This is a genomic window from Ereboglobus luteus, from assembly GCF_003096195.1.
GTDB lineage: Bacteria > Verrucomicrobiota > Verrucomicrobiia > Opitutales > Opitutaceae > Ereboglobus > Ereboglobus luteus.
In genome coordinates, this window is the sequence record NZ_CP023004.1 from 593,719 (window position 1) to 618,062 (window position 24,344).

General features: G+C 59.6%; 22 protein-coding genes. 15 read left to right on the top strand and 7 right to left on the bottom strand.

Annotation, left to right across the window (positions count from 1 at the left end; all coding sequences use genetic code 11):
* Positions 1-35: 35 nt before the first annotated feature.
* The 5 genes from CKA38_RS02260 to coaE form a co-directional block, all read right to left on the bottom strand.
* A complete protein-coding gene (locus CKA38_RS02260; protein ID WP_152032623.1) occupies positions 36-4,118 on the bottom strand; it encodes a hypothetical protein in 4,083 nt (1,360 codons plus the stop codon).
* A 90-nt stretch (positions 4,119-4,208) separates the two neighbouring features.
* The gene (locus tag CKA38_RS02265; protein ID WP_108824048.1) at positions 4,209-5,030 is read right to left on the bottom strand and encodes an ABC transporter permease; all 822 of its coding nucleotides are present in this window, start codon (positions 5,028-5,030) and stop codon (positions 4,209-4,211) included.
* A gap of 67 nt (positions 5,031-5,097) precedes the next feature.
* A complete protein-coding gene (locus CKA38_RS02270; RefSeq protein ID WP_108824049.1) occupies positions 5,098-5,901 on the bottom strand; it encodes a ParA family protein in 804 nt (267 codons plus the stop codon).
* 63 nt (positions 5,902-5,964) lie between these two features.
* Entirely contained in the window at positions 5,965-8,016 is a 2,052-nt protein-coding gene (rho, locus tag CKA38_RS02275) for a transcription termination factor Rho (RefSeq protein ID WP_108824050.1), read from the bottom strand.
* A 106-nt stretch (positions 8,017-8,122) separates the two neighbouring features.
* Positions 8,123-8,710, bottom strand: a complete 588-nt coding sequence (gene coaE, locus CKA38_RS02280) for a dephospho-CoA kinase (protein ID WP_108824051.1) — start codon at positions 8,708-8,710, stop codon at positions 8,123-8,125.
* A gap of 120 nt (positions 8,711-8,830) precedes the next feature.
* Here coaE and CKA38_RS02285 point away from each other — a divergent pair, with 120 nt between their 5' ends.
* From CKA38_RS02285 to CKA38_RS02295, 3 genes are all read left to right on the top strand, one after another.
* On the top strand, positions 8,831-9,676 hold the full coding sequence (locus tag CKA38_RS02285; protein WP_108824052.1) for a hypothetical protein: 846 nt from the start codon (positions 8,831-8,833) through the stop codon (positions 9,674-9,676).
* 133 nt (positions 9,677-9,809) lie between these two features.
* Positions 9,810-11,360, top strand: coding sequence for a YifB family Mg chelatase-like AAA ATPase (locus CKA38_RS02290; protein ID WP_108824053.1), 1,551 nt, complete (start codon positions 9,810-9,812; stop codon positions 11,358-11,360).
* Between the two features lie 15 nt (positions 11,361-11,375).
* Positions 11,376-11,663 carry an acylphosphatase gene (locus CKA38_RS02295; protein WP_108824054.1) on the top strand — a complete coding sequence of 96 codons (288 nt, stop codon included), beginning with the start codon at positions 11,376-11,378 and terminating at the stop codon, positions 11,661-11,663.
* Positions 11,664-11,792: 129 nt separating this feature from the next.
* Here CKA38_RS02295 and CKA38_RS16195 read toward each other — a convergent pair whose 3' ends face one another.
* Positions 11,793-13,064, bottom strand: coding sequence for a hypothetical protein (locus CKA38_RS16195; protein ID WP_236919110.1), 1,272 nt, complete (start codon positions 13,062-13,064; stop codon positions 11,793-11,795).
* A gap of 111 nt (positions 13,065-13,175) precedes the next feature.
* Here CKA38_RS16195 and trmB point away from each other — a divergent pair, with 111 nt between their 5' ends.
* The 12 genes from trmB to CKA38_RS02355 all read left to right on the top strand — a co-directional run bounded on the left by trmB (position 13,176) and on the right by CKA38_RS02355 (position 22,160).
* The gene (gene trmB, locus CKA38_RS16200; RefSeq protein WP_236919111.1) at positions 13,176-13,790 is read left to right on the top strand and encodes a tRNA (guanine(46)-N(7))-methyltransferase TrmB; all 615 of its coding nucleotides are present in this window, start codon (positions 13,176-13,178) and stop codon (positions 13,788-13,790) included.
* A 285-nt stretch (positions 13,791-14,075) separates the two neighbouring features.
* Positions 14,076-15,035 (top strand): F0F1 ATP synthase subunit A, encoded by a 960-nt coding sequence (gene atpB / locus CKA38_RS02310; RefSeq protein ID WP_236919112.1) that lies wholly within the window; start codon positions 14,076-14,078, stop codon positions 15,033-15,035.
* An 81-nt stretch (positions 15,036-15,116) separates the two neighbouring features.
* The gene (locus CKA38_RS02315; RefSeq protein ID WP_108824058.1) at positions 15,117-15,320 is read left to right on the top strand and encodes an ATP synthase F0 subunit C; all 204 of its coding nucleotides are present in this window, start codon (positions 15,117-15,119) and stop codon (positions 15,318-15,320) included.
* Positions 15,321-15,557: 237 nt separating this feature from the next.
* Positions 15,558-16,013: a F0F1 ATP synthase subunit B gene (atpF, locus tag CKA38_RS02320; RefSeq protein ID WP_257791574.1), complete on the top strand. Its 456-nt coding sequence runs from the start codon at positions 15,558-15,560 to the stop codon at positions 16,011-16,013.
* A gap of 95 nt (positions 16,014-16,108) precedes the next feature.
* Positions 16,109-16,513, top strand: coding sequence for a F0F1 ATP synthase subunit delta (locus tag CKA38_RS02325; protein ID WP_108824060.1), 405 nt, complete (start codon positions 16,109-16,111; stop codon positions 16,511-16,513).
* A gap of 26 nt (positions 16,514-16,539) precedes the next feature.
* The gene (locus CKA38_RS02330) at positions 16,540-16,920 is read left to right on the top strand and encodes a four helix bundle protein (RefSeq protein WP_161554673.1); all 381 of its coding nucleotides are present in this window, start codon (positions 16,540-16,542) and stop codon (positions 16,918-16,920) included.
* Between the two features lie 65 nt (positions 16,921-16,985).
* Complete coding sequence (atpA, locus tag CKA38_RS02335; RefSeq protein ID WP_108824062.1) at positions 16,986-18,509, top strand: F0F1 ATP synthase subunit alpha; 1,524 nt, start codon at positions 16,986-16,988, stop codon at positions 18,507-18,509.
* Between the two features lie 190 nt (positions 18,510-18,699).
* On the top strand, positions 18,700-19,080 hold the full coding sequence (locus CKA38_RS16645) for a F0F1 ATP synthase subunit gamma (protein WP_250645169.1): 381 nt from the start codon (positions 18,700-18,702) through the stop codon (positions 19,078-19,080).
* On the top strand, positions 19,011-19,589 hold the full coding sequence (locus tag CKA38_RS02340) for a F0F1 ATP synthase subunit gamma (protein ID WP_250645171.1): 579 nt from the start codon (positions 19,011-19,013) through the stop codon (positions 19,587-19,589). The genes CKA38_RS16645 and CKA38_RS02340 overlap by 70 nt, the downstream gene beginning before the upstream one ends.
* Before the next feature lie 148 nt (positions 19,590-19,737).
* A complete protein-coding gene (gene atpD / locus CKA38_RS02345) occupies positions 19,738-21,153 on the top strand; it encodes a F0F1 ATP synthase subunit beta (RefSeq protein WP_108824063.1) in 1,416 nt (471 codons plus the stop codon).
* A 102-nt stretch (positions 21,154-21,255) separates the two neighbouring features.
* Positions 21,256-21,660 carry an ATP synthase F1 subunit epsilon gene (gene atpC / locus CKA38_RS02350; protein WP_108824064.1) on the top strand — a complete coding sequence of 135 codons (405 nt, stop codon included), beginning with the start codon at positions 21,256-21,258 and terminating at the stop codon, positions 21,658-21,660.
* Between the two features lie 29 nt (positions 21,661-21,689).
* The gene (locus CKA38_RS02355) at positions 21,690-22,160 is read left to right on the top strand and encodes a GNAT family N-acetyltransferase (RefSeq protein WP_192881146.1); all 471 of its coding nucleotides are present in this window, start codon (positions 21,690-21,692) and stop codon (positions 22,158-22,160) included.
* 99 nt (positions 22,161-22,259) lie between these two features.
* On the opposite strand, the gene CKA38_RS02360 is transcribed toward CKA38_RS02355, so the two are convergent.
* Positions 22,260-24,296: a beta-L-arabinofuranosidase domain-containing protein gene (locus CKA38_RS02360; protein ID WP_108824065.1), complete on the bottom strand. Its 2,037-nt coding sequence runs from the start codon at positions 24,294-24,296 to the stop codon at positions 22,260-22,262.
* Between the last annotated feature and the right edge of the window lie 48 nt (positions 24,297-24,344).

Sequence of the window (24,344 nt, forward strand, 5' to 3'; positions counted from 1 at the left end):
CGACGTCATGCGAAAACATCGTGCCGGTGATAAGTTCAGCGGCCATTTTTCTTTGGCCCCAGCCGCATGTGACGGACGCGCCACAGGAAGATCGCGAGAAAGACGACGAGAGCGGGCAGCGAATGCGCTCCGCCACCGCCGCCGCCACTGCTGTTGCTCGGACTGCCATTATTGTTGCCGTTTCCTCCTGTATTACCGCCTGTTCCAGAAGTTGCGGTTTGCTCAAGCGTCACAGTTACAGGGTTCCCCTGACCGTTGATCTGGCTGACACGAATGCGCGCTGTTCGTGTCTTGCCTGCTTCGGGACGACCGTGGAAGCTCAGGCCTAAAGAGCCACTGCCAAATTTCATATCATTGTGGCTAAAATAGACCCAGTCCGCGCCAGATTCTATTGTCGCCCTCCATGCCATCGGGAAGGACACATCGAAGCTCGCCCTAACCGCTTGAGAGCCGACAGTAAGCTTGGCTGGCGTAACAGACAAAGGAGGAACCTCCGTTGTGGGAGAGATGGTGAAAACAGTGCCGCTGGAAGTTAAAACGCGAAGGGCGTTGTTGCCGTGGTCAGCAATGTATAGGGCATTGTGACTATCCTTAGTCAGCCCGCTTGGCATGTTGAAGCGGGCGGAGAGCGCGGGACCGTCAAGAAAACCGGATCCACCCTCCGCACCTGCGACTCGCTCAAAAACACGAGGATTGGCGAGGGGCGCACGGAAGATGGCGTGAGCCCCGGCGTCAGCAACATAAAGGTAATAAGACCCATCCACATAAAGGCCGCTCGGAACGACAAAGGGCGCCCCTCCGGGGGTGTCGAGACCGAGTGTGCTCACGGTGTAGGTGGCGGTGGTGCCGGAGCCCACGGGAGTGATTTTGCGAACGGCGCTGTTTGCACTATCCGCGACGTAAATATTACCGTTGCGATCCATGGTGATGGCCAGCGGAGTGTCAAAACGGGCATTTGCCCCAGTGCCGTCGGCGAAGCCGCTTTGCCCGGGCAAACCCGCCACTGTGGTAACGATGGGAGTGCGACTGGTGATGTGGAGGTAGATTTGCCGGACAGCGTGGTTTTCCGTGTCTGCCACATAGAAATAATTGTCGGCCCAAGTGGCCTTGACAACACCCGCGGGAGCGTTGAAGCGAGCCTCTGTGTCGGTGCCGTCGGCAAAACCTGGAGAACCGGCAAGACCGCCGATGGTGGTGATCTTGCCGGAAGAGACTTTCATAAGGCGGATAACGTGATTCTCCGTATCGGCGATCGTGCAATTCCAGTTACGGACATCAGCGCCCAGCGGGGCGTTGAAACGGGCGTTGGTGCCGGTGCCGTCGGCAAATCCCGCCTGCCCGGACGCGCCAGCCTTGAGGTCGATCAACCCGAGGGTGTTTGTGGCAAAAACTTTCATTGACTGGACGGTGTGCGCCTCCGCGCTAACAATATAAAGCGTGCTGTCGGAAACAGAATAAATGGTGGCGGTCGAGGAGATGGTTGTATTCATCGCGCCGAGCCCGCTGGGCGAGGGAATAAAATCAGGGATAACGCGCAATGTGACAGGAGGAGTGTTGTCATTACCGACAACGATCCGGTAACTCTCTCCATTTTGCGCAAGGCTGACGTTTTCGAGCAGCAGGCTTGCACCGGTGGAATCGTTGCCCGTGACCGAGTGCCAAGCGGTTGCACCGGGCGCGCGCCGCTGCCAAACGAGCGGCGTTTGCGGATCGGCGCTGCCGCTGCTGTCATGCGCTTTCAATGTGATCTCGCCACCTTCAACGATCATGGGAGTAGCGGGTTCAATGGTGATGACAGTGTTGTTAATAGTGGTGTTAACGATGTTGGAGATAGTGTGACCGCCGATGTTGCTGACGCGAACGGTGTAATTAACGAGGGCATCGGCATCGGTTAAATCAGCAACGATGAGAGTATCGGTGGTGACTCCGGAGTAGCGTCCGGTATTGGTGAGCGGGACCCCATCCTTGAACCATTGGTAAGAAACCGGTGCATGGGACGCAACAATGACCAAAAAGGCAGCAGACCGCGCACCAGAAGTGGTGGTAACTCGGCAGAAAGGTTGCGCGGTAATGACGGGGGCATCGGGTTTAGTGAGGGCGACTGTGGCGGAACTGACAACGGAGAGACCGTTGGCATCGGTGACAATGACACTGTAGCTGCCCGCATCAGAGGGCATGGGGTTGGTGATGACAAGCGTGCCGGTGTTGACACCGGCGAGCACGGTGCCATCGGCGCGAGTAGTATTGGAGAGAAACCGACTGTCCTTGCTCCAAAGATAAGAAAGCGGCGCAGCGCCGGTGGCGGTAACAGTGAGAGAAAGAGGGTCGGGGGAGAGAACTCCGGAGGCATATTCGAGAGTCGTGCCCGAGGGGCGCATGGTAACGACAGGTGCGCCAGGCTGGATGTTATCGACGGCGCCCCAAAACGTATAATGACCAATGCTGCCATAAGCGGAGAACCCATCGGTGGCGGGATTCTTATAGCCACAACCGGAGATTTTGACAAAATAAGTGCCACTGGTCATGGGCAGCCGAAGCAACTCGGCGGCAAGCGTGTGATCGGTGAAGGAATCTGTTGCGATGCCGGTGCCACTGGTCGCAAGAATAGAGCCGTTGTGATCCAGGAGGTCGAGGCGGATGTTGAGGTTGGCCTCCCCGGTGATTGCGTTATTGTTGGCGCGAAGCGACACTGAGCGCGTGCCGGTAAGCACGAAGCGATGGTAATTGGCGTCGGTTTCGGAGATAATCACGCCGGTCTGGCGCGGATCGCTGGTATCCCTGGACAATATCAGCGGCACGGCGTTGGCCGGAGTATTGCCAATGTTGTCATCCACGAAGCCGGGAGCGATGTGTGTGTAAGGAGCGCGGGGAAGTCTGTAATTGGCGATCAGATCAATGTCATCCTGCGGGGGAGACAGGAAGGTATTGCCGGTGCCGCTCCGGTTTACAGCGTCAGCATATTCACATTTGCTCCATTGGATAACGTGCCTGCGACCGGAACTACCCATAATGGGACCCCAACTCATGGGAGAGGCGCCATGACCATAATAGTATTCGCCGCCTTCGCTGGAATTGGCAGTTTTCTGTTTCTGTCCGTCGTGCAACAGCCCGAATGTGTGTCCGATTTCGTGCGATGCAGATTCAGCCGCGAAACTCTGGCTGGAGGTAAACACCCAGCATGGATACATGTCGCCATCGCGCCCGAGAACAGAGAGGATGGCAACTCCGCCGACTTGCCCGGACGGGTCATACCACTGGCTGTCGGACGTGAAAATGCAACGGACACGATGATCGGACGCGGCGCGCGCATAGACGGCAGGATCGGTGGTCACATTGATGTTAAACGGCGCATAATCTTCGCTGACCTTCCGCCAAATTTCAACGATGTCGGAATTAGAATAATCACTAGGCGCAACCACGATGGGCTCACCGTCAGTGCAAACAACATTCCATTGCGTGCCCTCGATGAGGGCTCCCTCAAAACAAAGAAAAACAACAACCTCCGCACCAGGACGACTCTCGTAGGCAGGCACCGGTGTTTTCCGCAAAGCCAAGCCGGCAACCTCGGAGTCGGGCGACGATTGAAGCGTGGCGTGGATAGCGGGCAGGAAAGGGTGACAAATGACTTCGTCGAGCCGCTTCTCCCGCCAAACAGCGCCGGCTGAGTCATTGATGGAAGCGTCGAGGACAAAGGCGCGCTGCTCGTCTTCGATAATTACATCACCAGAGATAATACGGTCCGTTAGGGAAAAGAAAACCGACGCACGCTGCCAGCCGTCGAGTTTGCCGCCGACATAACGGGTGCCATCAGGTCGAAGCGTGACGACATTTACCGTTCCACTCGCATGAATGCCATCAGGCAACACAAGCGTGAAAGAGTCGCCCTTGTGCATGCGTGCGAGAGAATCAGAAAGGGCTGTGATATCAGCAACCAATTCAGTGGCTCCCAAACTGGCAAACCCCGAGGCGCTTTGCGCTTCGGGCGGCATGGCGGAAGGGATGGCGGAAGATTTGACGCGTGCAAGAGGAGGCGCATCGCGGTGGGTAATAAACCAGAACGCCGTCGCCACAATGAGGGTGGCGATTGACAGGGCAGACAGTATTGAGGATTTTTTCATGATAACAGGAGCGCTATCCGAGGGTATTGGCCTTGTTTATAATAAGAAACTGACTCGATTCGTAATGCGCAAACCTAATTCGAATTCATGTCAGCCGCCGACTGCCGTGTGGCGTCTGAGGCCTCGCGTCCAGAGGAGACGGGCGATGGTTAGCAGGACAATCATCCAGGCGAATTGCAGCATCAGGCCTTGCGCGGCACCGGCGGGGTCGTTCAGGCGGCCCGTGAGGATCGCCACGGGGAAATACATTTGGTAATAATAGGGCAGGTATTGCGAGATGATGAAAAGCGGGCGCGGAAGCAGGTCGAGCGGGAAGATTTGTCCGGCGAGGAGCGACTCGATCGCATACGAGAGGACAACGAACGACTGGATTTCGAGAAACCAGAATGTCAGCATCCCAAAGCAAAACGCGATTGTGAACTGGATCACCGCGGACATGGCCAGCGCGGGCAGGCCGAAGTATAAGCGCCACGCCTCGCCTTCGCCGAAGGGCAGCTCCACGTAGTCGCGCACGAAGGGCAGCGCGACGAGCAGCGGCACGATCGCCAGCAGCCCCGACACAAATCGCGCCGCGCCAAATATGCTCAGGCGGTAGATGAAGTAGTCGATCGGTTTCAGCAGAAACTGGTTGATGAGGCCGTTGCGGATTTCCTCGGAGATTTGATAGTCCTCGTTGAACGCGCTGATGAAAAAACGGATCACCATGAGCGCGATGAAGTAGGTCATGGTTTGCGCGACGTTGAAGCCGCCGATCTCGGTTTTGCCCTCGTAGGCCGCGCTCCAGAGCATGAAGACGACGACGAGGTGAAACGCCGAAAAGCTCGCGCGAATGAGAAAATTCCACCGGTAGATCAGGTTGCTTTGCAGCCCGACGAGAAAGACGTGGCGATATTTGTTGAGGGAGCGGATCATCGCGGTAGCGCAGACTGCCAAGTCTGCTTTTTCAGAAATCTCAATCAGGCAGACTTGGCAGTCTGCGCTACGATGTGGGCGTTTCCTTCGGCTCGATCAGCTCGAAGCGCGTGATCAGTTCCTTCGCGAGATTTTTGTAGGCCGAGGCTCCGGGGGAGAGCGGGTCGTAGTCGAAAATTGTTTTGCCGAAGCTCGGCGCCTCACTGAGGCGCACGGTGCGAGGGATCACGGTGTCGAACACTTTTTCGGGAAGATGCTTGCGCACTTCATCGACGACCTGGCGGGAGAGGTTTGTGCGCACGTCATACATGGTCATCACGATGCCGCCGAGGTCGAGTGCGTCGTTGATGCCGGCTTCCTTGATGCGGTTGACGTTGCGCAGGATTTGGCCGAGGCCTTCGAGCGCCATGTATTCGCATTGGAGCGCGATGAGGAGGTGGTCGGCGGCGCCGAGGCCGTTCATCGAGAGCATGCCGAGCGCGGGCGGGCAGTCGAGGATGATGACGCGGAAGCGGCCGGTGTCCTTGATCGACTGGAGCACGCCGCGCAGGCGCGCGAGGTAGTTTTCGGTTTGCGCGAGTTCGATTTCGGCGGCGGCCATGTCCTCCTCGCTCGGGATGAGCCAGAGGTTTTTCACCGGCGTTTCCACGATCATGTCGGTGGCGGAGCCTTCGCCGAGGAGCGGATCGTAGAGGCTTTTGCCCTGCTGTTTCTCGACGCCGATGGCGCTGGTGGCGTTGGCCTGCGGGTCGAGATCGACGAGGAGCGTCGGGATTTTTCTCGCGGCAAGCGCGGCGGCGAGGTTGACGGCCGTCGTGGTTTTGCCGACGCCGCCTTTTTGGTTCGCGATGGTGAAAACGGTGGTGCGCATGTGGTGTGGTTGTGTTGGGGAAGTTCGACTTAAAGCGACTTGAGTCGATTTAAGTCGATTTTTTTATTGGTTCAGCGCCATGAGGAATTCGGCGTTGGTCTTGGTTTTCTTGAGGCGCTGGAGGAACATCTCCATGGCGTCGATGGGCGGGATGCCCTGCATGGCGCGGCGCAGGCCGTAGATGCGCAGCATTTCGTCGGGATGGTAGATGAGCTCCTCCTTGCGCGTGCCGGAGCGGTCCATGTTGATCGCGGGGAAGATGCGCTTGTCAACGAGGCCGCGGTCGAGGTGGAGCTCCATGTTGCCGGTGCCCTTGAACTCCTCGAAGATGACTTCGTCCATGCGGCTGCCAGTGTCGACGAGCGCGGTGCCCATGATGGTGAGCGAGCCGCCGCCCTCGATGTTGCGCGCGGCGCCGAAGAAGCGTTTCGGTTTTTGGAGCGCGGTCGCCTCCATGCCGCCGGACATGATCTTGCCGGAATTGGACGCGAGGGCGTTGTAGGCGCGGGCGAGGCGCGTGATCGAGTCGAGGAGGATCACGACGTGCTGGCCTTGCTCGACCATGCGGCGCGCTTTTTCGCCGACCATCTCGGCGGCGTGCACATGGCTTTCGGGCGCCTCGTCAAAGGTGGACGCGACGACTTCGCCTTTTGTGTGGCGCTTGAAATCGGTGACTTCCTCGGGGCGTTCGTCGACGAGCAGGAGGATCAACTTCACCTCGGGGAAGTTTTCCGAGATGGAGTTGGCCATGTTTTGCAGGAGGATCGTCTTGCCGGTGCGCGGCGGGGCGACGATGAGGCCGCGCTGGCCGAAGCCGATTGGCGTGAGGATATCGACGGCGCGCATGGAGACGTCCTTGTGCACGCCGGGCGCCTCGAGGAGGATGCGCTTGAGCGGATAGTAGGGGATGAGCTCCTCGAAGGGCACGGTTTTCGAGATTTCCTCGGGCGGCATGTCCATGACGCTGTTGACCTTGACGACGGACGGGCAGCGTTCGCCCTCGCGTGGAACTTGCACGAGCACTTGCACGCGGTGGCCGCGCTTGAGGCCGTAGCGTTTGACGAGGCTTTCGGGCAGGTAGGCGTTTTCCGGATACAGGCGGTAGTTCACCGATTCGTGCACGATGAATCCGTAGCCGCGGTCGGTGAGGTCGATGTAGCCGTTGTCGAGGAGGGGGATTTTTTGCTCCTCGGCGACCTTGAAGATGGCGGCGATGAGTTGCTTGCGGTTGGGCGCGCCCTCGAAGGCGGCGTTGCGGTTGCGCGCCTCGGCGGTGAGTTCGGCGAGCGTGAGCGCGTAGAGTTTTTCGAGATAAATCGGTTCGTGCCCGGCGGTGCCGTCCGCGATTTCGGCGGCGAGCGTGTCGAGCGCGGCAACGTCGGCGAAGCGGTCGGGCGCGGGCAGGTCGCCGAAGACGGGGTTGAGGCTCGGCGGGGGCGGTTGCTGAGGATGCTTGCTGACGTGCTGCCCGTGCTTGGATTGCTGCTCGGCCCACTTGCGCGCCTTCTTTTCCTTTTTCTCGCGCTTGATGCGCTTCCAGTAGGATTCGTAAGGCTGCTGCTGGCCGCCGCCGTTGTCGCCGCCTTGCTGCTGGTTTTGCTGGGCCGCCTGGCCGCCCTCGGCGGGAGCGGCGGCATCGGAGGCTTGTTGCGAATCAGCAGGCGCGACGCTTGTGTCGCCGGCTGACGCGTCGGAAACGGAGTCGGTGCGCGAAACGGATTCGTCGGCGTCGTGCGCGACCGCGCGGTTTGCATCGGATGCGTCGGATGTGTCAGCGTCGGTCATGGACGCCGATTCGGTCTTCGCGGCGGGCTTGAAGGTTTCGCGCTCCTGTTTTTCCGGCGCGGAAGCGGCATCGTTCCCGGATTCGTTTTCGGTCTGGCCGAGGGGAAGCTCGTCTACGTTTTCAGCGGCGGCGGCCTTTTTCGTGCGCTTGCGGGGGGCGCGCGTCTTTTTTGGCGCGGGTTCGGTTTCGGGCGCGGGCGCGGCTTCGGTTTCAACGATTGTGGTTTCGGCGGCGGCGGGTTCGGCGGCTTTTTTTGCGCGGGGCGGACGGCCCGGCTTGCGTTTCGGGGCGGGCGCCTCGCCGTCGGTGACTTTTTTGGATCTTGCCATGATGGAAATAGGTTAAGGTTAAAGTTTGAGTTTAAGGTTGTGGATTAAGGTGAAAATCGGGGAACGGAATACGGGCGCGGAAAGCGGGCGCGCCTCCGTTTGCAGTTCAAACAAGGCGGGCGGCCAAGTGTTTGATCTGGTCTCGGAGAAAATCCGTGCTGCCATCGTTGGACAACACGAAGTCGGCTTTTTCAATTTTTTGGGCCAAGGGCAATTGCTTGGAAATTCGTTGCGCGGCGAGCGTGTGGGAAACACCGCGCTCTGCCAACCGCGCAAACTGAGTTGCGCTAGATGAGGCCACGCAAACGACGAAATCAAACCAATTTTCCAAACCTTTTTCATAAAGGAGCGGCGCCTCCACCACCCAATTGGCCGCCCGGTCGCCCTCAAGTTGTTCCCGCCACAACACATACAACCGCGGCAAAACGAAATCCTCCCACGCGCGCAGCTTCGCCTCGTCCGCAAAAAGCACCCGCGCCAGCGCCGGGCGGTCGATTTGCCCGCAGTCCGCCGCATCGGTGACGATCACCTCCGCGCCAAAACGCCGTTTGGCCTCCGCCACACATTCGGGCGAGGTGAGAATCCGGTCGCGCACGAGCGCATCCGAGTCGATGCGCCGGAAGCCCATCTCCTCAAAAATGCGTGTTGCAGTCGATTTGCCGCAACCCATGCCGCCTGTGATTCCTAAAATCATCGGTATTAACAATACGTTATCTGCACAAAAAAATCAGCTAAATGGATACAACTGCAATTACTTAATTGCATTCATGATTAAAATTAATAACACCCGTATTGCAAACATTGTTAAAAAAACATGAACAACGGCTCGCATCTCATAACCGTTGACCAACTGGAGGCCATTCTGACCACCAGCTTCCTGCGGATGTTTCCGGACACAACGATCCACCTTGTGCCCGAAATTTTCGACCATGTGCAGGCAATGTTTGAAGGCCGGCATCCCGATTACCAAGCCAGCGACACCCCCTACCACAATTTGCAACACACCATGCAAGTCCTTCTATGCTACAACGGCATCATGGAGGGCTGGCACATGTCCGGCACCGAACCGCGCCTCACTCCGCGCCAATATGAACTCGGCGCTTGCGCCGTGCTCTTTCACGACACCGGCTACCTGAAACTGCGCGCCGACACGCAGGGCACGGGCGCCAAATACACATTCACGCATGTCCTTCGCAGTTGCTCGTTTGCGTCGTCATACCTCCCGCGGCACGGCATCACGCTCACCGAGCTCGACAGCATCCTCGCGATGATCCGCTGCACGGCGTTCACGCAAGGCTCCCACCATTTTCGTTTTCAGGAACCCATCGACGGCATCGTGGGGTGCGCGGTCGCCACCGCCGATTACCTCGGGCAAATAGCCGCGCCCGATTACCCCGAATCGCTCCCCCTGCTCTTTGCCGAGCTCAAGGAGTCCGACGACTACGCCAACATCCCCGCCGCCCAGCGTCGCTTCAAAACACTGGAGGAGCTTGTAACCGACACCCCCGTTTTCTGGCGCAAATATGTCCAGCCGCGCCTCGAAAAAGAACTTCTAGGCGTTTATCGCTTCCTCGCCCACCCCTACCCCGACGGCCCCAACCCCTACGTCGACGCCGTCAACGCCAATATCGGGCGGATCGAGAAAAACCTGAAAGCCTGAAGACCTGAAGGCTGAAATCGAAAAGGCGGGAAACCGGAGAGGCTGAAACAACCTTGCGTCACCGGCGCGTTCAGTCATTCAGTTTTCAGCCTTCAGGCTTTCAGGTTTTTAGGCTTTTAGAACTTCCTCCCCCATGCTCGCTACCCTCAACTCCGCCACCCTCCAGGGCATCGACGCCGAGCTCGTCCACGTTGAGGTCAACACCGGCGAGGCCGGCGAACTCAAACTCATCGTCGTCGGCCTGCCCGACACCGCCGTGAAGGAATCCACCGACCGCGTCTTCTCCGCGCTCGGCAACAGCGGTTTCAAAAAACCCTTCTCGCGCACGACGATCAACCTCGCCCCCGGCGATCTCCGCAAGGAAGGCCCTCTCTACGACCTGCCCATCGCCCTCGGCGTCCTCGCCGCAACGCGCGCCGACGGCAGCGCCAAAACCCTCCGGCCCGACGCGCCTCTCGACGATTACCTCATCGCGGGCGAACTCTCGCTCTCCGGCGCCACGCGCCCCATCCGAGGCGCGCTCGCCATCGCCCGCCTCGCCAAGCGCCTCGGCAAACGCGGAGTTCTGCTCCCTCTCCAAAACGCCCCCGAGGCCGCGCTTGTTGAAGGCATCAACGTCCACGCCGTCGATTCGCTCGACCGCGCATTCCGCTTCCTCAACGGCGAGATTTCCCTGCCGCCGACACCCCCGCCCGACAGAAGCCCGCAACACGACGACGCCATCGGCGACTTCTCCGAGATCAAGGGCCAGCACGCCCTGCGCCGCGCCGTCGAGGTAGCCATCGCCGGCGGCCACAATCTCTTGATGATCGGCCCTCCCGGCTCCGGCAAATCCATGATCGCAAAACGAATCCCCACGATCATGCCCGCGCCCACGCTCGATGAATCGCTCGAAATCCTCGGCATCCACTCCGCCGCCGGGCAAACGATCTCTGGCCCCGTGCAACTCGGGCGCCGCCCCGTGCGCTCCCCGCATCACACCATCTCCGACGTCGGCCTGCTCGGCGGCGGCGCAATTCCCGGCCCCGGCGAAATCTCGCTCGCTCACCACGGCATCCTCTTCCTCGACGAACTGCCCGAGTTCAAGCGCTCCGCGCTCGAAGTCATGCGCCAGCCGCTTGAGGACGGCTCGGTCACCATCTCGCGCAGCGCCGGCAAAGTCACGCTCCCGTGCGCCTTTGTTCTCGTCGCCGCAATGAACCCCTGCCCCTGCGGCTACCTCGGCGATCCGAAGCACGAATGCCGTTGCGCGCCCGCGCAAATCCAGCGCTACCGCTCGCGCATCAGCGGCCCGCTCCTCGACCGCATCGACATCCACATCGAGGCTCCCGCGCTCTCCATTTCAGAGCTTCGCAACGAAGCTCCCGGCGAACCCTCCTCCGCCATCCGCGACCGCGTGCAAACCGCGCGCGACCTCCAGCTCGCCCGATTCCAAGGCACCGCCGCCACCGCGAACGCGCGCATGACTCACGCGCAAATCCGCAAGCACTGCGCCATCGACAGCACGCTCGGCGACCTCCTCCAGCACGCCATGGAGCAACTCTCCCTCTCCGCGCGCGCCTACGACCGCATCTCAAAAGTCTCGCGCACCATCGCCGACCTCGCAGGCTCCGAAAAAATCGAGTCGCCACACCTGCTCGAAGCCATCCAATACCGCAGCCTCGACCGGAATGTGTTTTATTGAAACAACCTCCAAATCATGACCGAACCCGCCAACACCACCTATCACGAAACCGTTTATTTTGCCGGCCACGTGCAAGGCGTGGGTTTTCGCTACACCACGATGCAAGTCGCCCGCGAATATGAAGTCGCCGGTTACGTGACCAACATTCTCGACGGACGAGTGCATATCGAGGCCGAGGGCCGCGAGTCCGAAGTCAAGGGCTTCATCACCGCGCTCGAGGATCGCATGCACGGTTACATCCGCAAAACCGAGCGCATCCCGTCCCGGCGCCCGCCGGAGTTCAGCGGATTCGCAATTCGCTGACTATCACAGGACGCGACAACATCGCGCCCAGCTGAAACAATCCCGGTGCGGCTCCAGAAATAACCGCTTTGGGCAGGGCGGTTTCGCCGTTCCAAGCACCAGCGACATTCCGCCAACCGCCCCGCTTGGCTATTTCTTAGTTTTTCCGGGTTTCCCCTTGGCGGATTTGTTTGCGCCCTTCTGTTGTTTGTTTCCCGGGCCGGATTTTTTCGGGGCGGGGACGGGTTTGCTTGAAATTTTTCCGGTGGCGTTGGAGGTCAGGACATTGCCCCTGGAAAGGCTTTCCAGCCAGGTCATGTTTTTGTCGAGATAGGCGTTGCCGATTTCATCGCCGAGGTTGTTGCGCACGTCGGCGCGCATCTGGCTGGCCAGGGTTCTGAGCGCCTGTTGTTTTTCCCTCTGCGAAAGCGATTTGTCGGCGGCGATTTGTTGCGAGAGGGAAACAGCCTGGTCGCGCAGGCCGTAAACCTTGTCAACGGTGGCCGCGGGGAGGTCGAAGCGGGCGGCGGCGCCTTGGAGCGCGGCGTAGTCGCTGTCGTTGGCGCGAAGGAATTCAGTGTAGCGCTCCGGGCCGAACAGATCGCGAAGCTGCTGCGCGGCGAGTTTTTGGGCGGCGGGGTCGTTCTTGGATTCGTTGAGGCTTTGCGTAATGGCGTAGGCGGTTTTATATTCGGCCTCGGTGGAATCGGGAAGCGCGGCGAAACGTTTGCGCAATTCGGCGGCGGCGGGCGAATGGCGCAAGTCGTATTCGGCGAGCTCGGCGGGGGAGAGGATCGCCTCGAGGTCGCGGCGCTGCTCCTCGCGAAGGAGTTTACGGCTGGCGTTGTCGGAAGGGATGCGAAAGAGCGAGGTTTCCTCGGTGACGCCGTCGCTCATGTTGGCGTAATCGCGCTGGAGTTGGTAAATCGCGGCGGCCTTGTCGGCGGGCAGAAAACCGTAACGCGTCGTGGCGCGGCTGTTGTATTCGCCCGGGAAAAGGCTGGCCGCGCGGGCTTCGATTTGCTCGGAAATCGCGCGGAGCTCGGCGCGCTCCGAGGCGGTGAGCTGTTGCTTGCCGGCGCGCGTTTGCTGCCAGTAGGGCTTGCCCGCGTTTTTGGCCTCTATCATGGCGCGCTGGCGGTCTTGCAAGGGTTTCCAGAGCAAGGCCCGCGTGACATCGCGCGCGACTTCGGGAGGAATGCCGGAAGCGACGAGCTTGTCGTGGAGCGTGGCGAGTTCCGCATCCTCGGGCAGGGCAACCGACGCGGCGGCGTCCGCGGCACGGGCATTGTGCCCGGTCTTTTTGGCGGGAGTGATGCGAATGGAGGAGGCTTGGGCGGACGCGCCGCGGAAGTGCGTGATGACGAGGGCGGCGTTGGCAACAAGCGAAAGCGCAAGCAGGAGGGGAAGGAGTTTTTTCATTTTTGCGAAATTGGATTGGCGCAAGCCTTTCGAGACGGCGGCGCGCAAAGCGCGGTTACGCAAACACACAATCCTTGCATCGCGACGCGCGGCCCGCATCGTGTCGCGCTCGTGGAAAATCCCGTTCGCACCGCCAACTTTCTCGCCGAACGCGACGCGCGCATCGCCGCGCTTCGCGAAACGCTCGGCGCGCTTTTGCGCGAGCGGTCGCGCATCACGCTGGAAATCGGTTGCGGGCACGGGCATTTTCTCACGGCCTACGCGGAGGCGCATCCGCAAGCGCCGTTTTGCGCGGGGCTCGACCTGATCGGCGACCGTGTCCGCCGCGCGAATCGCAAATGCGAGCGCGCCGCGCTTGGCGACAGGCTTGCGTTTGTCCAGGCGGAGGCGGTGGAATTTTTGTCCGTGCTTCCGGAGCATGTCGCGCTGGCTGATGTTTTCATCCTGTTTCCCGATCCGTGGCCAAAGCGCCGGCATCACAAGCACCGGATCATGCGCGCCGAAATCCTCGACCGGCTCGCGGAACGCGCGGAGCCGGGCGCGCGGCTTTGTTTCCGCACGGACGACCGCGATTATTTCACCGCGGCGCGCGAAGTCGTCGGTGAACACCCGCGCTGGCGGCTGGCGGACAAGGGCGATCCCGCCGCGTCGTGGCCGTTCGAATACGCAACTGTGTTTCAACAGAAAGCCGCGGCGCACCAGTCACTTGTGGCGGTGCGCGCCTAGCGTCGCACCACGGCAACGCCGCCATGAAATGGCACCCAGTGCATGAGGCGGAGACGCATCCACTTGCCGCCGAATGTCGCCCGTTCGTATGTCAATATTGACCGCTTGAATCTTTTTCTTAGCGCATCGCAACCGGCGCCGACATCTTCCGAATAAAACATTTTCCGCCGTTGACGCGACCTGATTGCTTCGATTATCCAACGTCACTTAACGTTCAAATAACCTTAGCCCTCACCCGCCCTTCGGTATTCCAAAACAATCATGTCTCGTGGCAAAATACTAACCTTGGCCCTTTCAGTTTTCGCATTTGCGACGGCGGCTTTTGCATCAGGAGCAGAAGGGCATTCCGCGGTCGCCACCGCCGCCGGCGAACTTTTCAAGATCGGCCCGATTTCAATCACAAACAGCATGGTGACGAGCTGGCTTGTCGCGCTGGCGTTGATCGTGGCGGTGAGGCTTGCGATCGGAAAACGCCCGAAGCTTGTGCCGACGCGCGCACAGGCGATGGTCGAAAGTCTGGTGGAGGGGCTCCTGAACATGATTACGCCGATCGTGGGAAAACGCGTGGCCAAGCCGGCGTTTCCGCTGCTGGTGGGTTTGTTTATTTTTATCCTGATTCAGAATTGGAGCGGCCTGTTTCCCGGAGTCGGGACGCTGCGCGTGTGGGACGAAGGCGCGGGCTGGAAGGAGATCATCCGCCCCGGCAACGCCGACATGAACATGACCATCGCGCTGGCATTGATCGCGACCGCGGCTTGGGCGTATTTCATTTTGCGCTACGCCGGCTTGAAGGCCGTGCTCGCGGACTGGTTTGGCAACAAGGCGGACCGGCGCGAGGTGCCGCTGCCCATCTACCTGTTCCTGTATCTCGTGTTTTTCCTGGTGGGCATCATTGAGATCATCTCGATTGTATTCCGGCCCGTTTCGCTCTCCTTCCGTTTGTTCGGAAATGTCTTCGGCGGCGAAAACCTACTCCACAGCATGCAGGCGCTCTTCAAATGGGGGCTGCCGATACCGTTTTATTTTCTCGAAGTGCTAATCGGCTTGGTGCAGGCGCTCGTGTTCACGCTGCTCGTGAGCGTTTACATCGGGCTCATCTGCAACCACGAGGACGGACACGAGGAGGCGCATGACGACGCAGCCGGGACAAAGGCAAAAGAAGACTCCCGCGCCGCCATCGAGGCGCCCGCTCCGGGAACCGTCGCAACAACAACGCCAACCGTCGCAACCGCCGCGCCGAACTGACCATTTTCCACTTTCCCGCCGGGAGCGTGCCATGAGCGCGCACGGCGGAACAACAACCAACAACAAAACATCACACACAACATGATTCCCATCATCGCAGAAATCACAGGCAGCATCCAAGGCGCGCTCGGCTGTTTCGCCGCCGCCATCGGCGTGGGTCTCGTCGGCATGAAAGCCGTCGAAGCCGTCGGCCGCAATCCCGGCGCCTCGGGCAAGATCCTCGTCCAATCCATTCTCGGCATGGCGCTCGCCGAGGCCGTGGCGTTCTACTCGCTCTTCCTCTGAGCCGGACTTTTTCGCCGCAAAAAAACTTCCACCGCGCCGGCCCGGAACCAAACCGTTCCGGCGCAGTTTCAACTCCCTTATTAAACTCAATCACAACGCGCGCCAGCCGGCATAAACCATCATGCTCTCACCGCTGCTCATTCTAGCCGAGGCAACAGTCCCCCACCCGGAATCCGCCGGGGCATCACGCAAATCATCCATAAATTCGGCATCGACTGGCCGAACCTCACCGCGCAGATCGTCAGCTTCAGCGTGGTGGCGTATATTCTCTGGAGGTTCGCCTTCAAGCCGATCCTCGCGACCCTCGACACGCGCCAGAAAAAAATCGACGAGGGCATTAAATATGCCGAGCAAATGAAGGCCGAGCTCGCCGCCTCGCAGCAAAAGCAGGAGGCGATCCTTCGCGAGGCGCAAACCAAGGCGCAGCAAATCATCGCCGACACGCAAAAAACCGCCAAGGAATACGCCGACAAACAACAGCAGGAAGCCGTCGTGCGCGCCGCCGACATCGTCGCCAAGGCGCAGCAGGCCGTCGAGCTCGAGCACAAGAAAATGCTCGCCGACGCCCGCGGCGAAATCGCCCGCCTCGTCGTCGCCACCACCGAGCGCGTGCTCGCCAAGCGGCTCTCCGACGAGGACCGCGCCGCATATAACGCGACAGCCTCGGAGAGCCTAATTAATAATGAAAAATGAATAATGTATAATGAACAAACCAGCCTGCCTGTCATTATAATGCCTCATTTTCCATTACACATTATTCATTATCTATTTTTCATTAGCATCGCGCCATGAAGCCCGGCAAAAAAACAACCCAGTTCGCCCGCCAGCTTGTGAAGCTGAGTCTCGGCGCCGACGGACGCCCCTCGTCCGAACGCGTCGCCGCCGTGCTCGTTTGCGTTGAAAAGATGAAATCCGCCGGTGCGATCGCGCTCCTCAAGGCCTACCGCCATTTTCTCGCAATCGAAGTCGCGCGCACGCAGGCGCTCATCGAGCACGCAGGCCCGGTCAGCGACGCGATCATCGCGCAAATCGCCGCCGCCATGACAAAACACTACGCGCGCCCCGTCGCACCCGTGCCCAAGTCCACGCCCGAACTCCTCGCCGGCCTCCGCGTCCGCGTCGGCGATGACGTGTATGACGCTTCAGTTGCCGGTTCGCTCCGCATGCTTGCGGACGCCACCGGCGGCAACTGAAGCTAATGTATAATGGAAAATGTATAATGAATAAAAACGACAAAGACCTTCCTGAGCGCACATACCAATATGGACGCCGGATAATCGCCCTCTTTGAGGCGTTGCCCGAAGGTAAAGTCGCCCAAGTCCTCGGCATGCAAGTGCTGCGTTCGGGGACGTCGGTCGGCGCGAATTACAGCGAGGCGGATTTTGGCCGCACCAAGCCCGAGTTTATAGCAAAAATGGGCGACTGCCTCAGGGAGCTGGCCGAGTCTAACTTTTGGTTGCGAAACATACAGGATTCCAAACTGGTAAAGTCCGCCCGCATACAACCGCTTCGCGACGAGACCGAGGAGCTTATACGAATCTTCATAACAATTATCAAAAAAACCAAAAACGACAAAAACAACGGAGACGAAACCGAATAACGTCCCCGCTCGCCCTTTTCATTATACATTATTCATTATCAATTATTCATTAGAATCGTCCCATCATGACCGTCCTAGAACAAGTCGAAGCTCAAATAGCACAACTCACCACTCGAACCACCAAACGCAATACGGGGACGATTCGCGCCCTCGCCGACGGCGTCGCGCAAATCGACGGACTCTCCGATGCCATGTATAACGAAATGGTGCAGTTCCCCGGAAACGCCATCGGCATCGCGCTCAACCTCGGGCAGGACGAAGTCGGCTGCATCATCCTCGGCGACATCGCCGCCCTCAAGGAAGGCGACGAAGTGCGGACCACCGGCAAACTCCTCTCCGTGCCCGTCGGCAAGGCTCTGCTCGGCCGCGTCGTTGACGCGCTCGGAAATCCCGTGGACGGCAAGGGCCCCATCGACGCCAAGGAAACCTATCCCGTCGAGCGCATCGCGCCCGGCATCATCTCCCGCAAATCCGTTTCGCAACCCGTCTTCACCGGCATCACCGCCATCGACTCGATGATTCCCATCGGCCGCGGCCAGCGCGAACTCATTATCGGCGACCGCGGCACCGGCAAGACCACCATCGCCATCGACACCGTTCTCAACCAGGCCAAGATCAACAAAATCGGCCTCGCCTCGGGCGACCCGAACTTCCGCCCCATCTACTCGATCTACGTCGCCGTGGGACAGAAGAATTCCAACATCGTCCGCACCATCGCGACACTCGAAGCCGCCGGCGCGCTCGAATACACCGTCGTCGTCGCCGCGCCCGCCGCCGACAACGTCGCCAACCAATACATCGCGCCCTTCGCCGGGGCCGCAATGGGCGAATGGTTCATGGAAAACAACATGGACGCGCTCATCATCTACGACGACCTTTCCAAGCACGCCGTCGCCTACCGCCAGATCTCGCTCATCCTCAAGCGCCCCTCCGGCCGCGAAGCGTATCCCGGCGACGTATTCTATCTCCACTCGCGCCTCCTCGAACGCGCCGCTCGCCTCGACGGCAAGGGCTCGCTCACCGCGCTTCCCATCGTCGAAACACTCGCGGGCGACATCTCCGCATACATTCCGACAAACATCATCTCCATCACCGACGGCCAAATCTTCCTCGAAACCGACCTCTTCAACCAAGGCACGCGACCGGCGGTTTCCGTGGGTCTCTCGGTTTCCCGCGTCGGCTCCTCGGCACAAATCAAGGCGACGAAACAAGTCGGCGGAAAACTCAAGGGCGAGCTCGCCCAGTTCCGCGAACTCGCCGCCTTCGCGCAATTCGGCTCCGACCTCGACGAACGCACCAAGAAGCAGCTCGACCGCGGCAGCCGCATCGTCGAACTCTTCAAGCAACCCGCCGGCGCGCCCATTCCGATCGAGCAGCAAGTCGTGACCCTCTGGGCCATGCAAAACGGCTATTACGACGCGCTCGAAATCAAGGACATCATCGCCACCGCCAAATCGCTCCGCGAATTCTTCGCCACGCGCAAGGAGGATATCCTCACCGAGATCCGCACCAAGGCCGCGCTCGACAAGGACCTCGAAGCCAAGATCAAGGCGGCGACCGACGAGTGGCAGCTTACGCAAAAAGCCTGACGGCTTTTTGCTAATGAAGAATGTAAAATGTATAATGAAACCAAAGGCCCACACGACCACGCCCGCGCGCGAAAACATGCCTGTGCAAGGAGCGGCGGCGTCCCGCCGCCGGACGCGACGCAGTCGCGCCCCATTATCCATTCCACATTATCCATTATTCATTAGGATTTAATCCGCCGACACCAACCCGATGCCATCAACCAGAGACATACGCAGGCGGATTAAATCCGTCAAAAACACCCGCCAGATCACGCGGGCGATGGAGCTTGTCGCCTCCTCGAAAATGAAGAAGGCGCAGCAAGCCGCGATCTCGGGCCGGCCCTACGCCAGCCTCCTCGTGTCGATGATCGCCAACATCGCCCCGCATTTCGAAGAGGGCGAGAGTCTCCACCCATTCATCGACAAGCGCGAAATCAAGACGCGCGGCATCCTTCTCATTACGACCGACAAGGGCCTCTGCGGCCCCTCAACACCAACCTCTTCAAGCTCATCTCCGACAACATTCCGCGCACCACATCCGCGAAGTTTGTCTCCGTCGGACGCAAGGGCACGCAATACCTCGCCCGGATGAAACGCGACATGATCGCCGACTTCCCCGTCAGCGACCACGTGACATTCTCGGAAACCCGCAACGTCGTTCAGTTCATGGTGAAAAAATATCTCGAAGGCGAGATCGACACCATCGAAGTCCTCTACGCCACCTTCAAAAACACGCTCGTGCAAGTGCCCCAGCTCCGCCCCGTGCTCCCGCTGGCTAACCTCGCCCAAGCGGTTGAGGACCTTCGCAAGCAAAGCGGTGCCGAGCACAAATGCGACACGCGCGAGTTCATTTACGAACCCGGCCCGAAAGCCGTGCTCGACGCGCTGCTCCCATTCTATGTGAACCGCGTCATCCACCAGTATTTCCTCGGTGCGAAAGCCTCCGAGCACAGCGCCCGCATGGTCGCCATGAAGACCGCGAAGGACAACGCCTCCAAGCTCCTCGACAACCTCACGCTCAAATTCAACAAAGCCCGCCAGACCGCGATCACCAACGAAATCATCGAAATCGCCGCGGCCAGCTTTGCGCAACAAAGCTGAAAAACCTGAAAACAAACCATCCGCAATCCAATCACTCACCAATTACCACCGCCCTTCAGCCTTCAGGTCTTCAGAACTTTAATTTTTCGCCTCTAATTATCCAACACACACGCATCCTCCATACGCCTCTCGGCATTCGAATTTTTATATGACAACAGGAAAAATTACTCAAGTCCTCGGCGCCGTCGTTGACGTGCAGTTCGCCGAAAACGAAATCCCGCCCATCAACCAGGCGCTCACTGTCGAGTTCACCGCCGCGGGCAAGGCCGAGAAACTCACGCTCGAAGTCCAGCAGCACCTCGGCGACGGCGTTGCGCGCACCATCGCCATGTCCTCCTCCGAGGGACTCGTGCGCGGCATGGATGTCATCGACACCGGCGCCCCGATCACCGTGCCCGTCGGCGAAGGCGTGCTCGGACGCATCTTCAACGTCACCGGCGACACCGTTGACGACCGCGGCCCCGTCACCGCCGAAAAACGTTATCCCATCCACCGCGATCCGCCCGCCCTCGTCGAGCAGGACACCAAGGCCGAAATCCTCGAGACCGGCATCAAGGTCTTCGACCTCATTTGCCCGTTCCTCAAAGGCGGCAAGGCGGGCATCTTCGGCGGCGCGGGCGTCGGCAAAACCGTCGTCATTCTCGAGCTCATCAACAACATCGCCAAGGCGCACGGCGGCTACTCGGTCTTCGCGGGCGTCGGCGAGCGCTCCCGCGAGGGCAACGACCTCTATCACGAAATGTCCGAGGCCGGGGTCATCAACCAGGACGACCTCTCCAAGTCAAAAGTCGCGCTCGTTTACGGCCAGATGAACGAACCGCCCGGCGCCCGCATGCGCGTCGCCCTCTCCGCCCTCTCGATGACCGAGTATTTCCGCGACGAAAAGCACCAGGACGTGCTGCTCTTCATCGACAACATCTTCCGCTTTTCGCAAGCCGGCTCCGAGGTCTCCGCGCTGCTCGGCCGCTCGCCCTCCGCCGTCGGTTACCAGCCCACGCTCGCCAATGAAATGGGCATCCTGCAAGAGCGCATCACCTCGACCAAAAACGGTTCCATCACCTCGGTGCAGGCCGTTTACGTGCCCGCCGACGATCTCACCGACCCGGCGCCCGCGAACACCTTTGCCCACCTCGACTCCACCATCGTTTTGGAGCGCTCCGTCGCCGAGCTCGGCATCTATCCCGCCGTCGATCCCCTCGCCTCCACATCCAAGGCGCTCGATCCCGCGATCGTCGGCGAGGAACACTACAACACCGCCCGCGAAGTCCAGCGAGTGCTCCAGCGCTACAAGGACCTTCAGGACATCATCGCCATCCTCGGCATGGACGAACTCTCCGACGAGGACAAGGTGACCGTGTATCGCGCGCGCAAACTGCAACGCTTCCTCTCGCAACCCTTCTCGGTGGCCGAGGTCTTCAACGGCTTCCCCGGCAAATACGTGCCCGTCGCCGAGACAATCCGCGGCTTCAAGATGATCCTCAACGGCGAACTCGACGAGGCCGCCGAGGCCGACTTCTTCATGAAGGGCAGCATCGACGAGATTTTGGCACTCGCCAAAAAATAAAAGCCTGAAGGCTGAAAAAATACATTCACTCACTCAAATTTCACACCACAGAATCTCCGACATTCAGCCTTCAAGCATTCAGGTCTTCAGAACTTTCCTCCCATGTTAACACTCGAAATCGTCACACCAGCAGCCTGCGTTTATTCCGAAACGATAGACACGGTTGTCGTTCCCACGACGTCCGGTGAGATTGGAATTCTGCCCGGCCACCTGCCGCTGCTTACGCAAGTGCGCGCCGGCGAGTTGCGCGTGACGAAGGACGGCGTGGAGGATTACATCATCATTGGCGACGGCTTTGCGGAGATCGAGTGCGACCGTGTTTCCATCCTCGCTGAAAACGCAATCAACGACGAGGAGATCGACACCAACGCCGCCGAGGCCGCGGTCAAGCGGGCCGAGGCCGCGCTGAAAAACCGCGACAGCATGACTCCCGAGGAGCTCGACCGTGTCGAAGCCGCCATGCGCTTCTCGATGGCGCAACTCGCGCACAAGCTCATGAAGAAGTAGCTTGGGGCTTCGTTTCCCGTAACGGCCCGATGTCCCCGCCAGTCGAAATCACCGAGGTCTCGCACAAGGAAATCCCGATTGATCTGCTTTTGCAGGCGGACCCATCCGAGGAAAAACTCAAGGGCTACCTGCCCCGGTCAACATGCTTTGCCGCGTGGCTCGATGGCTTGCCGGTTGGCGCATGCGCGGTCATTCCCACCGCCGAAAAAGTTTACGAACTGATGTGCATTTCCGTTGCGCCGGCTCACCAGCAAAAAGGCATCGGCGCGCGGTTGCTCCGGCATGTCATCGCAGAAATCGGAAAGCTGGGCGCGAAACAACTGACAGTCGGCACCGGCAGCTTTGGTTACCAACTGAGTTTTTATCAACGACAGGGTTTTCGTGTTTCATCCATCGACCGGGATTTTTTCATCAAAAACTACCAAGTCCCGATTTTCGAAAATGGAATACAACTCAGGGACATGCTTCGCCTGACTTTCGATTATGGTAAATCAACGTAACGCGCGGGAACCCATCCAGGGATAAACGCGGCGGCGGTCGGAATACCGCGGACGCCCGGAACGGCGAAACCGCCCTACCCCGACGCCGTTGCGAAGCGGTCACTTCACGACGGGGAATTGCGAGATTCGCAGCGTGGTGCAGCCGTAGGGGATCAGGGTGATTTCCTCCTCGGGCTGCCCGTAATCGTCGCCCGGCTTGAGCCGCGTGAAGGGAATCGGGCCGGTCATCTCATTGTATAATTTCCAATGGGGAATCCGCTTTGCCTTCACCTTTATTTGCACGGGCGCGTTTTTCAAATTCCAAAAATACTTCGCCTTCTGCCTGGATGGATCGACCGTGACCTTGAAGTGCTCCGCTGTCTTCTTCCTGTTGAAATTGACTATGCCGTAGTTCCAGTTGTCGGGCGAGGTGACTTCGTAATAATGCTCGCCGTAGCGCGTCACGTCCTCGTCGGGGAACTTCTTTTTCGTCCATTGTTCCTCCATCCGCAGCGCATACACCAGCGGGCCGCGTTCCACCGCGATTGAGTTTTCATACCATGTGCTCGTGCTCACCTGCATCGGCAGGCTCAGTTCGAGAACGTCCCCGCTTTTCCACGCGCGACGGATCACGGCGATTTCGCCGGCGGCGGCACTGCGCTCCGGTTTTCCGTTCACGCTGATCTCCGCTTTTTTGCACCAACCGGGAATGCGCAGGTGCAGCGGAAAGTTGATTTCGGAAACACCCTTGTCCTCGATTTGCACGGTGAAGCGGATGCGATCGTCCATCGGATAATACGTGTCCTCGGTGATTTTCACGCGACGTCCGTCGGCCACTTTGGCGGTGACTTCCGACGGCGAATAAACCAGCGCGGCGAGCCCGTTGTCGGGCGTCGCATGCCAGAGGTTTTGTGTGAACTTGGGCCAGCCTTGGTGCATGTTCGAGGCGCAGCAGGGATAACCCGAGAGCAGTCCGTAAACGAGATTGGTGCCGTGCTGGAGAACATCGAAGTTACGGATGTGGCGCGTCACCATCACTTGGTTCGCCTGCTGGAAATATTGCTTATACATGAAGTCGTCCGTGATCTGCGTGGGCAGCGCGTTGAACGCCACCCGCTCCAAATGGTCGGCGAAGGCCGTGTCGCCGGTGATGCCGAGTATTGTCTCGAGCGAATACATCAACTCCACCGCCGAGCACAGCTCGGAGCCTTGCGTGGGATTGCTGCCGTGCAGCGCCTCGTCGCCGCCATACATGCCCTGCGCGTGCCCGTTGAACTTGCGCAGGTCGGCGAATCCCTTGCGCACGGCGTCGAGGTATTTTTTCTCGGGATGCTGCTGATAATACACCGCGGGCTCCTTGATGCCTTGCGCGAGGTTGACGCAGTGAATGCTCGCGAAGCGCGCAAGGTCCTCGCCCTTGAGAAACATCCCCGTGAAGTCATGCCCCTGCTTGTGGAGCAGGTCGGCAAGCTCCAGCAAAAATCCGTCGCCCGTTATATTATACAACCAATACACAACTTGAATATTGTCGCACACGCGGAACCGCGCCCAAAAAGTCCAATTGCCCAACGGTTTCTCGGGAAGCGTTTTTAGTTGGTATTGAAAATACCGCGTCATAAAACCGATCACGCGCTCGTCGCCCGTCGCCGAATGGTGCTGTTGCAGGATTTTCAGGACCACCATGCGCGGCCACCAATCCTCGGCATTCGTGCGCTGCAACCCCGGCTCGCGTCCGTAGTTTTTGGCGGGGCCGAAAAAACCGTCCTCGCGCTGGCTCGCAAGCGCCCACTCAACCCAGGGGCGCGCCTTTTCCTTCAGCGCCTCGTCATCCAAAATGTGCGCAAGAGGAAGCAGTCCGTCGATCCAGTAGGGGCCGCGCTCCCATTGGTCGCCGTCGCCGCCGAGCCAGCCGTTGCGCGGGCCCATCACCTGCGGATACAGCGTGTCCATTTGTCCCGTCGCGCCGGTTTTCTGGCGTTTCAGCATCTCGTGCAACCAGCCCTTCGCCTTGATGCTCCCGAGCGGAAGCTCGACGTAGGGTTTCCGCGCCAGCGGAAAACGATTGTTCGGATAATTGTATTCCGCCGACGCGCGCGCGCCGCCCAGGCACAGGGCGAGCGCGAGCACCAGCAACAACGGGGCTTGGGCTGTTTTCATGGGGATGATTTGTGAATTGTTGGGATTCTGAAAAAATATTCCTCGCCC

Bases quoted from the DNA above. Each gene is read 5' to 3' on its own strand.
- CKA38_RS02330 (WP_161554673.1), top strand. From the start codon at position 16,540: ATGAATAAAAACGACAAAGACCTTCCTGAGCGCACATACCAATATGGA.
- CKA38_RS02285 (WP_108824052.1), top strand. From the start codon at position 8,831: ATGAACAACGGCTCGCATCTCATAACCGTTGACCAACTGGAGGCCATT.
- atpD (WP_108824063.1), top strand. From the start codon at position 19,738: ATGACAACAGGAAAAATTACTCAAGTCCTCGGCGCCGTCGTTGACGTG.
- atpC (WP_108824064.1), top strand. From the start codon at position 21,256: ATGTTAACACTCGAAATCGTCACACCAGCAGCCTGCGTTTATTCCGAA.
- CKA38_RS02325 (WP_108824060.1), top strand. From the start codon at position 16,109: ATGAAGCCCGGCAAAAAAACAACCCAGTTCGCCCGCCAGCTTGTGAAG.
- CKA38_RS02265 (WP_108824048.1), bottom strand. From the start codon at position 5,030: ATGATCCGCTCCCTCAACAAATATCGCCACGTCTTTCTCGTCGGGCTG.
- rho (WP_108824050.1), bottom strand. From the start codon at position 8,016: ATGGCAAGATCCAAAAAAGTCACCGACGGCGAGGCGCCCGCCCCGAAA.
- CKA38_RS02290 (WP_108824053.1), top strand. From the start codon at position 9,810: ATGCTCGCTACCCTCAACTCCGCCACCCTCCAGGGCATCGACGCCGAG.
- CKA38_RS02295 (WP_108824054.1), top strand. From the start codon at position 11,376: ATGACCGAACCCGCCAACACCACCTATCACGAAACCGTTTATTTTGCC.
- CKA38_RS16195 (WP_236919110.1), bottom strand. From the start codon at position 13,064: ATGAAAAAACTCCTTCCCCTCCTGCTTGCGCTTTCGCTTGTTGCCAAC.
- coaE (WP_108824051.1), bottom strand. From the start codon at position 8,710: ATGATTTTAGGAATCACAGGCGGCATGGGTTGCGGCAAATCGACTGCA.
- CKA38_RS02355 (WP_192881146.1), top strand. From the start codon at position 21,690: ATGTCCCCGCCAGTCGAAATCACCGAGGTCTCGCACAAGGAAATCCCG.
- CKA38_RS02270 (WP_108824049.1), bottom strand. From the start codon at position 5,901: ATGCGCACCACCGTTTTCACCATCGCGAACCAAAAAGGCGGCGTCGGC.
- CKA38_RS02315 (WP_108824058.1), top strand. From the start codon at position 15,117: ATGATTCCCATCATCGCAGAAATCACAGGCAGCATCCAAGGCGCGCTC.
- CKA38_RS02360 (WP_108824065.1), bottom strand. From the start codon at position 24,296: ATGAAAACAGCCCAAGCCCCGTTGTTGCTGGTGCTCGCGCTCGCCCTG.
- CKA38_RS16645 (WP_250645169.1), top strand. From the start codon at position 18,700: ATGCCATCAACCAGAGACATACGCAGGCGGATTAAATCCGTCAAAAAC.
- atpA (WP_108824062.1), top strand. From the start codon at position 16,986: ATGACCGTCCTAGAACAAGTCGAAGCTCAAATAGCACAACTCACCACT.
- CKA38_RS02260 (WP_152032623.1), bottom strand. From the start codon at position 4,118: ATGAAAAAATCCTCAATACTGTCTGCCCTGTCAATCGCCACCCTCATT.